We start from the raw sequence: 14,456 nt of genomic DNA on the forward strand, positions 1-14,456 counted from the left end.
CGCGATGCCTACGCCACCTACCCGGCAGTCCGCGCCGCCGGCAGCCCCCGCGCCCCCGGGGCTCCCGTGGTGGCGGACGGTCACGGCGCGGGAGGAGAGCGCGGGCCCGCGAGGCGGGCGGGGCCCCGCCGCCCGTCCCGGCCCGGGCGCCGACGTCTGGCTCGCGATCGTCGCCGTCCTGTACTGCATCGCCCAACTCGCTCTGGTCGTCACCCAGTTGGGGCACGGGCTCGGCTGGGACGAGTCCGTGTACGTGTCGCAGTACGACCCCCGCAACCCGACCGTCTTCTTCAGCGCCCCGCGCTCCCGCGGCACCAGCCTGCTCACCGCGCCGCTCGTCGCGGCGACCGACTCCACCGTCGTGCTCCGCATCGCCCTCGCCGTGCTGTCGTCGGCCGCGCTGTATGCCGCGTTCCGCGTGTGGCGGCCACTGGTCGGGGCACGTACGACGGCCCTCGCGGCGCTGCTGTTCGCCGGGCTGTGGATCACGATGCTGTCCGGCGCGATGGCCATGCCGAACCTGTGGGTGGCGTTCGGCGCGGTCGGCGCCGTGGGCTGGTTCCTGCGCGACACCGGCCGGGGCCGCCACTGGTGGCTGGCCGGCTGCGTCGCCGTGGTGGCACTGTTCCGGGCACCGGACGCCGTCTGGCTGGTGCTGCCGCTGGCCGCCGCCACCCTGCTGCTCCGCGAGCGGCGGCGCACCCTGCCCTACCTCGCGGCGGGCCTCGTCGCGGGTCTCGCCCAGTGGGTCGTGGAGGCGTACATCCGCTGGGGCGGCGTGCCCGAGCGGCTGCGCGTGTCCAGCGCCACCGAGGGCGACATGGGCCTGCACCTGAACCTGGGCACGGCCTGGCGCGCGGTGAACGGCCCCCTGCTGTGCCGACCCTGCACGGCGGGCAGCCCCATGTATCCCGGACTCGCCCTGTGGTGGCTCGCCCTGCCCCTGCTCATCGCGGCCGCCGCCTACGTCGCGCTGCGCGGGCGCCGCCCCGCTGCCCCGACCGTCGTCCCGCTGGCCTGCGCCGTCGCGCTGTCCGTCCCCTACCTCCTGCTCATCGGCTACTCGGCACCGCGCTTCCTGCTGCCCTCGTACGCGCTGCTGTCCCTGCCGCTGGCGGTGCTGCTGCGCAGGCTGCGCCGCCCGCGCCCTCTCGCGATCGCGGCCGTGGCCGTCCTCGCGTTCCAGCTCACCTCGCAGTTCGTCGTGCTGGACAGCCAGGTCGCCTCGACGGCACGCACCGAAGCCCGCTACGTCGCTGCCGCCCGGGGCCTGCACGCGATGGGCCTGACACCGCCCTGCCTGGTCACGGGCCCGCGCGCGCTGCCCATCGGCTACGCGGCGGGCTGCGCGTCGGCGCAGACGAAGGGCAACAACCGCTCCACCACCCAGGCCGAACTGCTGCGCCGCGCCGCGCGGATCCCCACGGCCGTCCTCACGGAGCCCGGTCACCGGCCACCGAAGTTCGCCCGCGACTGGACCCCGTACGAACTGCCGCACACCCGCGGCTGGACGGCGTGGAAGGCACCGGTCCCCTACCGCCTCGAACTGCTCGGCCCGTAGGGGTGCCGGCCGGCGCTCGAACGGCGCTACTCGGCCCGCAGGGCCGCCAGCCGCTGCTCGAACGGGGTCACCTCGAACCCCTCCGCCGGGTCCACCGACGTGATCGCCCCCGTCAGCGAGCGGGGCGCGATCGCGGCGGTCGTGTCGACGTCCGGCGCGGCGTCCACGACGGCCGGCGCCATAAAACGGGCCAGCTCGCCGCCCGCGCGGGCGATACGCCGTTGCAGGCCCTCCTCGCCCCAGTCCTCCGACGCCGCGAACACCGCGGTCGGAAGGACGAGGGCGCGCAGGTAGGTGAAGAGCGGGCGCAGCGCGTGTTCGGTGACCAGGGAGTGCCGGGCCGTGCCACCGGTCGCGCCGACGAGGACGGGCTTGCCGGTCAGCGCGTCCTTGTCGATGACGTCGAAGAACGACTTGAACAGTCCGCTGTAGGAGCCCGCGAACACCGGGGTCACGGCGATCAGACCGTCCGCCGCGGCCACCGCGTCGAGCGCGGCGGCCAGGCGGGCCGGCGGGAACCCGGTCACGAAGTGCTGGGCGATCTCCGTGGCCAGGTCCCGGAGTTCGACGACCTCCACCTCGGCGTCCACCTGCCGCACGGTCGCCGCCGTGAGCCGGTCGGCGAGCAGCCGGGTCGAGGACGGGGAACTCAGCCCCGCCGAGACGACGACGAGCTTCATCACGAACTCCCTTACTTGCTCTCGGCCGTGTTCGACTTCTCGGACTTCTCGGACTTCTCAGCGACGCGGGCGGCGTGGGTCGGCGCGTCCGGCACGTTCGCCGGGCGCTTGTTGGCGAACTCCTTGCGCAGCACCGGCACGACCTCCTCGCCGAGCAGGTCGAGTTGCTCCAGGACGGTCTTCAGCGGCAGGCCCGCGTGGTCCATCAGGAACAGCTGGCGCTGGTAGTCACCGACGTAGTCGCGGAAGGACAGGGTCCGCTCGATGACCTCCTGCGGCGAGCCGACGGTCAGCGGCGTCTGCGAGGTGAACTCCTCCAGCGAGGGGCCGTGCCCGTAGACCGGCGCGTTGTCGAAGTACGGGCGGAACTCGCGCACCGCGTCCTGGGAGTTCTTGCGCATGAACACCTGGCCGCCGAGCCCGACGATGGCCTGCTCCGGGGTGCCGTGCCCGTAGTGGGCGTAGCGCTGGCGGTACAGGTTCACCATCTGCTTGGTGTGGGAGGCGGGCCAGAAGATGTGGTTGTGGAAGAAGCCGTCGCCGTAGTACGCGGCCTGCTCGGCGATCTCCGGGGAGCGGATGGAGCCGTGCCACACGAACGGCGCGACACCGTCCAGCGGACGCGGCGTCGAGGTGAAGGACTGCAGCGGGGTGCGGAACTTGCCCTTCCAGGTGACGACGTCCTCGTCCCACAGCCGGCGCAGCAGCGCGTAGTTCTCGATCGCGAGGTCGATGCCGTCCCGGATGTCCTTGCCGAACCAGGGATAGACCGGCCCGGTGTTGCCGCGGCCCATCATCAGGTCGACGCGGCCGTCCGCGACGTGCTGCAGCATCGCGAAGTCCTCGGCGATCTTCACCGGGTCGTTCGTCGTGATCAGCGTCGTGGACGTGGACAGGATCAGCTTCTCGGTCCGCGCGGCGATGTAGCCGAGCATCGTCGTCGGCGAGGACGGCACGAACGGCGGGTTGTGGTGCTCACCGGTCGCGAAGACGTCGAGACCCACCTCCTCCGCCTTCTGCGCGATGGCGAGCATCGCCTTGATGCGCTCGTGCTCGCTCGGCGCGCGTCCGGTCGTCGGGTCGATCGTGACGTCACCGACGGTGAAGATTCCGAACTGCATGATGCTCACCCTCCCGGGGTTTTTGTTGATGGTTCAACTATACCCCCAGAACGGCAGCCCCTGCCCCGCTATTCCCGCTGCAGTTCCCAGCCCCCTACGCCCGGCGCGGGTCCCGGCCCGTCGCCGCCAGCAGCCGCTCGAACGGCGACGCGTCCGGCCCTGCCACCACCGGCTCCCCGAACACACCCATCGCCTTCGCCGTCGGCGCCAGCTCCGCCACCGCCTCCGACAGGCGGCCCACCACCTCCGGCGGCGCCTCGTACGGCTGACCCGTCGCCCGCGCCAGATCCCACGCGTGCACCGTCAGATCCAGCAGCGCCATCGAGCCGACCAGCGGCGCCGGCATGTTCATCGAGCCGCTCGTCCCCTCCTCCGCGCCGGGCGCCGACCACGCGGCCACCAGCGCCCGCGCCTCGACGGCGAACCGCTCACGCCAGTCGCCGCCCTCCCCCACCCGGTCCACCGTCCCGGTGAAGTCCGAGTCCTTCTTCACCGCCAGCTTCTGGAACTCCACGACCACCTGAAAAAGATGGTTGACCAGGGATTTCACGTCGTAGTCCGCACACGGGGTGGGAGCGGTGAGCGCCGCGTCACCGATACCGGCCACGACCGGCACGGCCCGCGCCGCCGCCACCTCCATCAGCTCCCCGACCCCGTACGCCTTCTGCTGCATCTGCTGCTTCTTCTGCTGCTCCTGCATGCCGTTTTTGTCCATACCTCGACGCTAGGAGCCCGCCGCCCGCCCCGCTTGAACAAACGCGACGTGCACCGACGCGACGCCGCGTCGCTGTCAGTGGCCCGCCGTACGATCCGGAGATGGAACGGGATCAACCCTCACCCCGCCGCGACACCCGCGGGATCCTCGACCCGGCCGCGCTGCTGACCCGCGTACGGCTGCGCCGGCACGAACCCGCCGAGGCGCTGCGCCCGTACATCGAGACGTACTGGTTCATCGACTGGGACCTGCCCGCGCCCTACGCCTCCCACCTCGTGCCGCACCCCTCGGTGAACCTCACGTTCCAGTGGGACGAGTACGACCGGGGGACAGAGCCGTACGGGGAGTTCACCGGGGTCGCCGCACCCGGGCTGTACACACGCAAGATCAGCGGCCTGGGGAGAGTGTGCGGGGCGAAGTTCTGGCCGGGGGCGTTCCGGCCGTTCGTGCCGGACGTGCCGGTCGCCGAGTGGACGGGCCGCGTGCTGCCGTACGAGGAGGTCTTTCCCCGCGTGGACGTGGCGGCGCTGCTGTCGGGCGGGCCCCATGGTTACGGCGGGCCCGACGTCTCCGACCGCGACCGGGTCGCCGCCCTCGACTCCTACCTGCTGGCTCTCGCCCCGGCCGAACCCGATCCGGCGGCCGAGCTCGCGCGCGGCCTCGTCGCCCGGATCCGCGCCGAGCGCGGCGTGCGCCGCGTAGCCGATCTCGCGCGGGCCGAGGGGATGTCGGTGCGCTCGCTGCAACGACTGTTCCTGGGACACGTCGGCGTCAGCCCCAAATGGTGCATCCTGCGCTACCGCATCCACGAGGCCGTCGAGGCGGCCGGCTCCCGCACGGACATCGACTGGGCCGCCCTCGCCGCCGACCTCGGCTACGCGGACCAGGCCCACCTCGTCCGCGACTTCACCGCCACGGTGGGCGTCCCGCCGACCGCGTACCCGACCGCCTGAGGCGACCGGCGACGGCCGCTGCTACTTCGCGTGATGGATCGCGTAGATCATCACGAACGCGACGATGTGGATGCCGAAGAGGAAGTAGCCCAGGTACCACCACATGTACCGCTCGCCCTTCCTCTCCTGGGCGAGGCGCCGTTCGTCGTACTCCCGCTGCAACACGTCCAGCGGATCGGGCGCCGGCACGTCACTGCTCACGGTGCACCTTCGTGTTGGACGCCTGGGCGCGCGGCCGGACGACCAGCAGGTCGATGTTGACGTGGCTCGGCCGGGTGACCGCCCACGTGATCGTGTCCGCGACATCGTCCGCCGTCAGCGGCTCCGCGACGCCCGCGTACACCTTCGCCGCCTTCTCCTCGTCCCCGTCGAACCGGGTCAGCGCGAACTCGTCCGTCTTCACCATGCCGGGTGCCACCTCGATCACCCGGACCGGCGTGCCCACGATCTCCAGGCGCAGCGTCTCCGCCAGCACGTGCTCCGCGTGCTTGGCCGCCACGTAACCGCCGCCGCCCTCGTACGTGCCGTGCCCGGCGGTCGAGGACAGGACGACGACCGTGCCGTCGCCGGACGCGGTGAGCGCGGGCAGCAGGGCCTGCGTGACGTTCAGCGTGCCGATGACGTTCGTCTCGTACATCTGCCGCCACTGCTCCGGGTCACCGGAGGCCACCGGGTCCGCGCCGAGCGCGCCGCCCGCGTTGTTCACCAGCACGCCGACCGTCTTGAACGCCGTCGCGAACTCGTCCACGGCCGCCCGGTCCGTGATGTCCAGCGCGTACGCGGCGGCCTGGTGACCCGCGCCGTTGATCTCCTCCGCCAGCGCCTCGATGCGGTCCTTGCGGCGGGCCGTGAGCACCACCCGGTACCCGGCCGCGGCCAGCTGCCGCGCGGTCGCGGCGCCGATACCGCTGCTCGCGCCGGTGACGACGGCGATACGGGAAGACGCGGCGGGGGCCATGAGCTACTCCTCGAGCAGGACGGGACTGAACAGGGCGGTACTGCGGGGGCGAACGATCGACTCCGTCCAGCCTACGACCCGGATCCCCGCGCCCTTCCCCGAACCCTGGCAGCCCTCAGTCACCCCGGGGCGCGTACATGATCACGGCCATCCCGGCCAGGCAGATCAGCGCGCCCACCACGTCCCAGCGGGTCGGCCGGTACCCGTCCGCGACCATGCCCCACGCGATCGAACCCGCCACGAACACCCCGCCGTACGCCGCCAGGATCCGCCCGAACTCGGCATCCGGCTGCAACGTCGCCACGAACCCGTACAGGCCGAGCGCGATCACCCCCGCGCCGATCCACGCCCAGCCGCGCGCCTCCCGCACCCCCTGCCACACCAGCCACGCACCACCGATCTCGAACAGGGCGGCCAGGACGAACAGGGACACGGAACGGGCGACGAGCATGCGCCACAGGGTGCCACGCGGGCCCGTACCGGTGTCGCACGCACCGGCGCGTGGGATAGATCGGGCGCTCATCCCTACGTCCGGAGGCCACGTTGAAACGCGCACTCGCACACGCACTCACCCCCACCGCCCTCGCCCTCGCCCTGACCGCCACCCTCACCGCATTCACCGCACCCACGGCCCTCGCGGCACGGCCCTCCCCCGCCCCCTCAGCTCCCGTCGACGGCGACCCGCCCGAGGCCGATCTCGCCTACCACGGCCACGCCACCCTGGCCGGCACCCGCGTCACCGTCGTCCTCACCCCGCAGAACCAGGGCCCCTACGACATCCCCGACGCCACCCTGACCCTGACCCTGACCAGCCCGCTGGCCGACGCCCAGACCCTGCCCGCCGGCTGCCTGCGCAGCGGCCCGCGCTCCGTCGACTGCCGCACCGGCGCCCTGCCCGCCGCGACCCACGGCGCCCGCGTCACCGTCCCCGTCCGGCTCGCCGCCTCCCCCACCGAGGTCACCGTCGAGGTCACCACCGCCTGGAGCGGCGGCCCCGCCGACCGCAACCCCGGCAACGACCGACTCGGGGTCCTGGTCCTGGACACCGGTGACACGTACTACTTTTGAGCCGTACGCCCGACCAGCCGTACGCCCGACCAGCCGTAGGCCCGACCAGCCGTACGCCCGACCCGACGAGGGGACCCGCCAGTGCCCGCCAAAGCCAGGAAAACGGCCGAGGCCGCCACCCGCCGTCCGGCCCTGCTCGCCGAGCTGTCCACCGAGTCGCGCCGCTACATGGCCTCCTACGCCCTGTTCAACCAGGCCGTCGCCGACCACATCGGCCTGCACCCCACCGACCTGCAGTGCCTCAACCTCCTCACCCTGGAGAAGGCCCCCGTCACCACGGGCCGCATCGCCGAACTCACCGGCCTGACCACCGGCTCGGCGACCCGCCTCGTCGACCGCCTCGAAAAAGCGGGCTACGTCGTACGGGAACGGGACACGGCCGACCGCCGACGCGTCCTGGTCGTGCCCGTGCCCGCGAAGGTCGCCGAGTTCGGCCGCATGTGGGACCGGCTCGGCACCGGGTGGAGCGCCCTCTTCGACGACCTCGACGACACCGAACTCGCCCTGTTCATCCGGCATATGAAGCGCACCGTCGAGTTCAGCGCGGGCCAGGTGGAGCGGCTGCGCTCCGGCGACGGCCTCGACTGACCGCCGCGACGCCCTCGCCGTAGCGCCCTCGTCGTACGCCGCGAAGATCCGCCGGAGGTGTTCTAGCGCCCGTGGCTCTCCTGCGCCTTGCGCGGCAGCAGCGGGACGACTCCGCAGCAGGCCAGCGCGACGCAGCCGACGACGGCGAGGCTCACGACGGCGGCGTGGGCCGTGCCGTGTCCGTCGGCGGTGTGGAAGTACACGGTGGTGACGAGCGCGGCGCCCACCGCGTTGGACAGCTGCTGCACGGCCCCGAGCGCCCCGCTCGCGCTCCCGGCCTCGTCCGGCGCGATGTCGCCGATGGTGACGTCGTACGTCGACCCGAAGCAGGTGCCCATACCGAGGCCGACGACGAGGAGCGCGGGCGCGAGAGCCCAACCGCCGGTGTCCGTGCCGCTGTTGGCGACGATGGCGAGCAGCGCGACGATTCCGGCGACGGTGAGCGCCAGCCCGGCCAGTACGAGCGTCCTGCCGTACCGCCCGATCAGCCGGTAGCAGGCCACCGAGGCCACGACGATCCCGGCGGACAACGGCAGCAGTGCGACGGCGGCACCAGTGGGCGACCTGCCGAGCCCCTGTTGCAGGAACAGCGACACGACGTACAGCAGGCCGGAGACCGCCGCGAAGAACACGACTCCGAGCAACAACCCTGACGTGAAGCCCCGGTTGTGCAGGAGCGAGGGCCGGATGAGCGGGCTGGAGGCGACGCGCTGACGCAGGCAGAACGCGGCGAAGCAGACGGCCCCGGCGGCCAGGAGGACGAAGGGGACCGTGGTCCACCCCTCCCCCGCGCCCTCGATGAACCCGGCGAGCAGCCCGAGCATGGCGCACCCGAGGAGAACCGAGCCCAGCGCATCGACGACGGTACGACGGTCCCCGCGGTCCCGGGGCAGCAGCCGCACGGCGGCGAGGAACGCGGCCCCGCCGAGCACAAGGTTGATCAGGAACATGGAGCGCCAGCCGAGCCCGCCGAGATCGGCGTCGATCAGGAACCCGGCGAGCACCGGCCCGCCGACGGCCGAAAGGCCCATCACCGGTCCGAACAGGCTGAACGCCTTGCCGATCTGCTCGCGCGGCCAGGTGGCACCGAGGATGCCGAAGCCCTGCGGGATGACGAGCGCGCCGCACGCGCCCTGCAACAGCCTTGCGCTGACGAGCAGTTCGGGGTTCGGAGCGATCCCGCAGGCCACCGAGGCGACCGTGAACCCGCCGAGCCCGGCGAGGAACAGCCGCCGCCTGCCGAACTTGTCCCCGAGCCTGCCGCCCAGCACGAGCAGCACCCCGAGCGCGAGCGCGTACGAGTCCCCGAGCCACTGCACGAGTCCGGCGCCGCCGCCGAGGTCGCGGGCGATGGTCGGGGCGGCGACGTTGGTGACGGTCCCGTCGACGAGGTCGAGCACATCGGCGGCGAGCACGACCCCGAGCACGGCCCAGCGCCGCCGCGCACCGAACCCGGGTGAAGCCTCGGCCGCAGCGGCCGGAAGCGTGGAAGTCATGGGCGATCCCCAAAAGGTACGTACGGAAATGCAGCCGCGACGCCGGCACTGTGTCGAACTCCATCGGCGTCGCGCAGAAGCTGCGTGACGCAGATAAATATGCGAGCGGGGCGGCGCGCTTGTCAAGCCACTCCCACGGGTGACGCTGATCGATTGCGTGCGCGGCGGAGGAACGGGCTGGCTAGGTTCGCGATCAGACAACCGCACATAGCGCGGCCCCCGGCGGGATTGCCGTCCCGACCGAGGGCCTGACCATCAAGGAAGGAACAGCTTCCTCATGGCTGAACGCGAGCCTAGCGTCCCGCTCGAACTGGCATCGGGCATTGCCCACCCAACGAAAAAGATCACTCCACATCCCTGGGCGCAGCGCGCCGTGGAGGACCTCCGCGGGGTTCCGGCCGAGGCCCCGTCCGTGCAGACCGCACTGGCACTCAGGGGCAGGGGACACCGGCTGGTCGTCGCCTACTGCAGGGTCTCCACCGACGCGCACAAACGCGACGGGCACGCGGCGAGAGACCAGACATGGCACTGCACGCGCATCGCGGCCGCCCACAACCTGATCGTCGTCCACCGGTACATCGACAATCACAAGTCAGCCTCCAAACCGGGCATTTGGCGGCCCGACTTCGAGGAAATGATCGACGCACTCCGTCGCGATGGCACAACGGCCGGCTATCCCGTCGACGGCATCGTGTGTGTCGCGGACGACCGGCTCTACCGCGACCCATACACCTATGAACGCCTCCACAGCGCCTTCGTCGCCCACGGGCACCGGGTCTACGTCGACGCTCTGGGCATACATGACCTCTATGGCGCGGAAGGCGCCTCACGCGGGGCGGAAGCTGCCCTCGCCGCACGCTCCGAAAGTCTGAAGCAACAGCAGCGCGCACGGATGAATCACCGCGCACGTGCCGAACGCGGCGATCCAGTCAGCGTGCACCGTCCTTTCGGCTGGAATGAAGACAAGATCACCTTGCACCCAGGCGAGTCACCCGTAGTACGAGAAGGCGTACAGAGCCTGATCAACGGGGCCAATCTGAGCGCCGTCACCCGGGATTTCGTCGCCTCCGGCCTCCCGACTTCTCTCGGGAATCCATGGCAGCTACAAACGGTCAAACAGATCCTCAGGAACCCGCGCATTTGCGGCTATCGCAAGTTGCAGGGCGAGTTGCTCGCTGACAGTGCAGGTGTTCCCGTCCTTGGTCGGTGGGAGCCCATCGTCACCCCGGAGGCGTGGCGAACAGCGGAAGCAATGCTCACGGGGAACCGACATGCTGGAGGCTGGGACAGAAAGGGGCTCACCCCGGGCGCTCCCGGAAGGTACCTGCTGACGGGACTCGTCCGACGCGGGGCCGGCCTGCCTGACGGAAGCCGGTGCGGAGCCCAGATGTACGGGGCTCCGTACGGTTCTTCTCACGTATACCGCTGCCGCACGAGCGTGGACGGTGGATGCGGGCGTACCAGTCGGCAGGGAGAAAACGTTGACCGGCAGGTCACTGAATGGGCGATCGCCAAACTCATTGAGACCGGCCGGCTAGGAACTGGGCAATTGCCATGGCCCCATGAACGCAACCTGCAACTTACGCGCCGCCGCCGCGCCGCACTCGAACAACGCTGGCACTCTCAGGAAATCCCGGACACGGAATACTTCGAGTCGCTCGGCGCGCTGGAGAGCGACATCAAGCATCTCGTCACCGCACGCAAGGATTGGTGCGCCCGGCTAGCCGTTCACCGACCACAACCGCTGGGCGAACTCCCCACAGCATGGCAGGCGTTGCCACAGAACGTGAAGCAGGACATGCTGCGCGGCCTCTTCGCAGCAGTCGTGGTACTGCCCGCGGTCAAGGGATCGCACCGCTTCGACCCGACGCGACTCGTGCCGGTCTGGCGCACCGACGCATAGCGTCAGCGCCTTGAACGTCCCGCCTGGCATCGGGACCGCCGCCACGGTCCGGTCCCGATGCACACTCGACGGTCACCCTTTGACACAAATGACCTGCTTCAGCTTCGCCACGACCTCGACCAGATCCCGCTGCTGATCGATGACCTGCTCGATCGGCTTGTACGCGCCCGGGATCTCGTCCACGACGCCGCTGTCCTTGCGGCACTCCACGCCCCGCGTCTGCTCCTCCAGGTCGCGCGTCGAGAAGCGCCTCTTGGCCGCGTTCCGGCTCATCTTCCGACCGGCGCCGTGCGAGGCGGAGTTGAAGGACGCCGCGTTGCCGAGGCCCTTCACGATGTACGAGCCCGTGCCCATGGAGCCCGGGATGATTCCGTACTCACCCGAGCCCGCGCGGATCGCGCCCTTGCGGGTGACCAGCAGGTCCATCCCGTCGTAGCGTTCCTCGCTGACGTAATTGTGATGAGCGCTGATCTCGGGCTCGAAGGTCACCTTCGCCTTCTTGAACTCCCTGCGGACCACGTCCTTGAAGAGCGCCATCATGATCGAGCGGTTGTACTTCGCGTACTCCTGCGCCCAGAACAGGTCCTTGCGGTACGCGGCCATCTGCGGAGTCTCGGAGATGAACACGGCGAGGTCGCGGTCGACGAGGTTCTGGTTGTGCGGGAGCTTCTGCGCGATACCGATGTGGTGGTCGGCGAGCTCCTTGCCGATGTTGCGGGATCCGGAGTGCAGCATGAGCCAGACCGCACCCTCGGAATCGCACGTAAGTTCGACAAAGTGGTTGCCCCCGCCCAGTGTCCCCATCTGCTTCTGCGCCCGCCCCTCCCGGAACTTCACTGCATCGGCCACACCCCCGAACCGCCCCCAGAAGTCATCCCACCCCGCCGTACCGAACCCGTGCAGCCGCGTCGGGTCCACCGGGTCGTCGTGCATGCCGCGGCCCACCGGGATCGCCTGCTCGATCTTCGAGCGGAGGCGGGAGAGGTCGCCCGGGAGGTCGTTCGCCGTGAGGGACGTCTTCACGGCGCTCATGCCGCAGCCGATGTCGACCCCGACCGCCGCCGGGCACACCGCCCCCCGCATCGCGATCACCGAGCCGACCGTCGCGCCCTTGCCGTAGTGGACGTCGGGCATGACGGCGAGGCCCTTGATCCAGGGCAGGGTCGATACGTTGCGGAGCTGCTGCATCGCCCCGTCGTCGACGGACGCCGGGTCCGCCCACATACGGATGGGCACCTTGGCGCCCGGTACCTCTACGTACGACATGAAATCCCCCGAAAGTAGGCCTGGTTGGAGAAATGGGAACTAGTGGTGCTGGAGTCGGGAAACGCAAATACCGGGGCCAAGGTCGACGAAAGGGATGACGGACCGGCGTCCACGGCAATGCGTGCGATAGACATTGTCAGCACTGGTCGCCTCGTGGCGGCAACCGAATAACCAGGCGTAACCCGCCGAGAGGAGCCCTTACGGTGCAGCGGAAGTCGTACGCGTGCGTGCCGGGTGTCGCCGTACTCCTGACGGCGCTGCTCGCCGGGTGCTCCGGCAGCTCCGGCTCCGACGGCGGCGCGGGCGACGCGAAGCCGGGCGAGGTGAGCGCCTCCGCGTCGACGGCGAAGCCCGGCAAGTACCAGTCGCTGCCGGAGCCGTGCGCCCAGCCCGAGCAGGGGACGCTGGACACGATGCTCCCCGGCATCAAGGAGCTGACGGACGTGCGGCAGCGGGAGAAGGCCTACCAGGGCACGGCGACGGCCACGTACGACACGGACCGCCGGGCGGGATGCAAGTGGAAGGACGATTCGGCGGCGGGCGGCATGCACCGGCTGACGCTGGATTTCGAGCGGGTGGTGTCGTACGACGCCGCGGTCAGTGACGACTCGCGGGCGCAGGACGTGTTCGCCGCGAAGCGGGAGAAGGCGCACCTGCCGGTGCCCGCGCCGACGGACTCGGTCACGGACCCGGCCACGGAGTCCAAGGGCTCCGACGGCGGCGGCAAGGACGACCCCGACAAAAAGGGCGGCGACGGGGAGACCGGGAGCGAGGCCGGGAGTGAGGCCGACGGGGGTGAGACCTCTTCGCCCGCGTCTCCCTCGTCGTCGGTGTCGCCGGCCGAGTTGCAGCCGCGGTTGCTGGAGGGGCTGGGTGACGAGGCGTTCATCGATGACGAGCTGTCGGGTCCCGAGGCGTCCCGGAGCCGGACGGTGACTGTGGTGTTCCGCACGTCGAACGCGTTGGTGACCGTCCAGTACGTGGCCCAGTCGACGACGCCCGGCGAGGCGCCGGACAGCAAGGAATCGCAGGACACAGCGCAGGAACTGGCGCAGACGCTGGTCGGGAAGTTCGGCGAGTAGGGGGTACAAGGGGGCCGTCGCGGCTGTGGGGAAGTCGAGGCGTGCGGGTCGGCTACGGCGTACGGTGGCCCATCGGACCCGGGTTCGTGGTGGCTTCGTGAAGAAGCCGTCGTGTTTCCGGGGCCGTGCTCCTGCCAGCGTCCTAGTGAAGGAACCATGCACCGTCCGACCAAGCGACTCACCCGCACCCTCGTCTGCGCAGCCGCCGTGCCGGTGGTTCTCGTCGTAGCCGGCTGTTCCTCCGACTCCGGTTCCGGCTCGGGCTCCGGCGACAAGGCGGAGAAGGGGTCCGGGGCGCAGACGTCCGCCTCGACGGCCGGGGATGCGGCGAAGAAGGTGGCTCCGGCGACGTACAAGTCGCTGCCGCAGGCGTGCTCGGCGCTCTCGAAGAAGACGCTGGGTGATCTGGTTCCGAAGGGCGACAGCAAGGCGGGCGCGTCGGACGACGAGTCGACGCGGGAGAGCTGTTCCTGGTCGAGCCTGGAGAACAACGGGGTCAAGGGTTCCCAGTTCCGCTGGCTGAATGTCTCGTTGATCCGTTTTGAGTCGGATGTGAACCGGGGCAGCGGCGAGAAGCTGGCGTCGGCGTACTACGCGAAGCAGATCAAGGACGCGCAGGCGACGGACGGCGCGAAGAGCGTGAAGACGCAGCCCGTGTCGGGTACGGGTGACGAGGCGACGCTGGTGCGCTTCGACAGCACGTACAAGGAGAAGAAGAAGGACGTCACGTCCAAGCAGCAGACGGTCGTCTCGCGCGTGGACAACGTGGTGGTGACGGTCAACTACAACGGGTCGGGTCTCGCGGGCGAGAAGACGCCGGACGCGGACGATCTGTCGAAGGACACGGAGAAGGCGGCGAAGGAGGCGGTGGCCTCGGTCGTGGACTCGGCGAAGAGCAAGCCGTCGGCGTCCCCCTCCACGTCGTCGTCGGCTTCCCCCTCCAAGTCCTCGGACGCGAAGCCCTCGGCCTCCGCGTCCGCCTCCGAGAAGGCTGACGCCAAGGACGACTCGAAGGACGACGCCAAGGACAAGTAGCCGCTGAATTCCGCGGTTTGAGGAGCCCGG

General features: G+C 70.4%; 15 protein-coding genes. 7 read left to right on the forward strand and 8 right to left on the reverse strand.

The features are described 5' to 3' along the window. Positions 1-4: 4 nt before the first annotated feature. Positions 5-1,561 (forward strand): hypothetical protein, encoded by a 1,557-nt coding sequence (locus ABD366_RS03645; protein WP_324776242.1) that lies wholly within the window; start codon positions 5-7, stop codon positions 1,559-1,561. Between the two features lie 26 nt (positions 1,562-1,587). On the opposite strand, the gene ABD366_RS03650 is transcribed toward ABD366_RS03645, so the two are convergent. The 3 genes from ABD366_RS03650 to ABD366_RS03660 all read right to left on the reverse strand — a co-directional run bounded on the left by ABD366_RS03650 (position 1,588) and on the right by ABD366_RS03660 (position 4,035). After that, positions 1,588-2,241 (reverse strand): CE1759 family FMN reductase, encoded by a 654-nt coding sequence (locus tag ABD366_RS03650; RefSeq protein ID WP_324776240.1) that lies wholly within the window; start codon positions 2,239-2,241, stop codon positions 1,588-1,590. Between the two features lie 11 nt (positions 2,242-2,252). Beyond that, positions 2,253-3,362, reverse strand: a complete 1,110-nt coding sequence (locus ABD366_RS03655) for an LLM class flavin-dependent oxidoreductase (protein WP_324776238.1) — start codon at positions 3,360-3,362, stop codon at positions 2,253-2,255. A 94-nt stretch (positions 3,363-3,456) separates the two neighbouring features. After that, a complete protein-coding gene (locus tag ABD366_RS03660; RefSeq protein WP_324776329.1) occupies positions 3,457-4,035 on the reverse strand; it encodes a TIGR03086 family metal-binding protein in 579 nt (192 codons plus the stop codon). A 143-nt stretch (positions 4,036-4,178) separates the two neighbouring features. Here ABD366_RS03660 and ABD366_RS03665 point away from each other — a divergent pair, with 143 nt between their 5' ends. Continuing rightward, positions 4,179-5,030 carry a helix-turn-helix domain-containing protein gene (locus ABD366_RS03665; protein WP_324776236.1) on the forward strand — a complete coding sequence of 284 codons (852 nt, stop codon included), beginning with the start codon at positions 4,179-4,181 and terminating at the stop codon, positions 5,028-5,030. A gap of 21 nt (positions 5,031-5,051) precedes the next feature. Here ABD366_RS03665 and ABD366_RS03670 read toward each other — a convergent pair whose 3' ends face one another. The 3 genes from ABD366_RS03670 to ABD366_RS03680 form a co-directional block, all read right to left on the reverse strand. Then, positions 5,052-5,231 (reverse strand): hypothetical protein, encoded by a 180-nt coding sequence (locus ABD366_RS03670; protein ID WP_324776234.1) that lies wholly within the window; start codon positions 5,229-5,231, stop codon positions 5,052-5,054. Further along, on the reverse strand, positions 5,221-5,988 hold the full coding sequence (locus ABD366_RS03675; RefSeq protein ID WP_324776232.1) for an SDR family NAD(P)-dependent oxidoreductase: 768 nt from the start codon (positions 5,986-5,988) through the stop codon (positions 5,221-5,223). The genes ABD366_RS03670 and ABD366_RS03675 overlap by 11 nt, the downstream gene beginning before the upstream one ends. 115 nt (positions 5,989-6,103) lie before the next feature. Beyond that, positions 6,104-6,439 carry a YnfA family protein gene (locus ABD366_RS03680; protein WP_324776230.1) on the reverse strand — a complete coding sequence of 112 codons (336 nt, stop codon included), beginning with the start codon at positions 6,437-6,439 and terminating at the stop codon, positions 6,104-6,106. Between the two features lie 92 nt (positions 6,440-6,531). Here ABD366_RS03680 and ABD366_RS03685 point away from each other — a divergent pair, with 92 nt between their 5' ends. Both ABD366_RS03685 and ABD366_RS03690 read left to right on the forward strand, forming a co-directional pair. Continuing rightward, positions 6,532-7,056, forward strand: a complete 525-nt coding sequence (locus ABD366_RS03685) for a hypothetical protein (protein ID WP_324776228.1) — start codon at positions 6,532-6,534, stop codon at positions 7,054-7,056. A 168-nt stretch (positions 7,057-7,224) separates the two neighbouring features. Further along, a complete protein-coding gene (locus ABD366_RS03690; RefSeq protein WP_324776327.1) occupies positions 7,225-7,644 on the forward strand; it encodes a MarR family winged helix-turn-helix transcriptional regulator in 420 nt (139 codons plus the stop codon). A gap of 62 nt (positions 7,645-7,706) precedes the next feature. Here ABD366_RS03690 and ABD366_RS03695 read toward each other — a convergent pair whose 3' ends face one another. Then, positions 7,707-9,140, reverse strand: coding sequence for an MFS transporter (locus ABD366_RS03695; RefSeq protein WP_324776226.1), 1,434 nt, complete (start codon positions 9,138-9,140; stop codon positions 7,707-7,709). Positions 9,141-9,417: 277 nt separating this feature from the next. Here ABD366_RS03695 and ABD366_RS03700 point away from each other — a divergent pair, with 277 nt between their 5' ends. Beyond that, positions 9,418-11,043 carry a recombinase family protein gene (locus tag ABD366_RS03700; RefSeq protein WP_324776224.1) on the forward strand — a complete coding sequence of 542 codons (1,626 nt, stop codon included), beginning with the start codon at positions 9,418-9,420 and terminating at the stop codon, positions 11,041-11,043. A gap of 72 nt (positions 11,044-11,115) precedes the next feature. Here ABD366_RS03700 and ABD366_RS03705 read toward each other — a convergent pair whose 3' ends face one another. Continuing rightward, positions 11,116-12,309 (reverse strand): RtcB family protein, encoded by a 1,194-nt coding sequence (locus ABD366_RS03705; protein WP_324776222.1) that lies wholly within the window; start codon positions 12,307-12,309, stop codon positions 11,116-11,118. Positions 12,310-12,512: 203 nt separating this feature from the next. On the opposite strand from ABD366_RS03705, the gene ABD366_RS03710 reads away from it, so the two are divergent. Continuing rightward, positions 12,513-13,391, forward strand: a complete 879-nt coding sequence (locus ABD366_RS03710) for a DUF3558 domain-containing protein (protein WP_324776220.1) — start codon at positions 12,513-12,515, stop codon at positions 13,389-13,391. 156 nt (positions 13,392-13,547) lie between these two features. Continuing rightward, positions 13,548-14,426 (forward strand): DUF3558 domain-containing protein, encoded by an 879-nt coding sequence (locus ABD366_RS03715; RefSeq protein WP_324776218.1) that lies wholly within the window; start codon positions 13,548-13,550, stop codon positions 14,424-14,426. The last annotated feature ends 30 nt before the right edge of the window (positions 14,427-14,456 follow it).

This window comes from Streptomyces kunmingensis, from assembly GCF_039533535.1.
Taxonomy (GTDB): Bacteria; Actinomycetota; Actinomycetes; order Streptomycetales; family Streptomycetaceae; genus Streptomyces; species Streptomyces kunmingensis.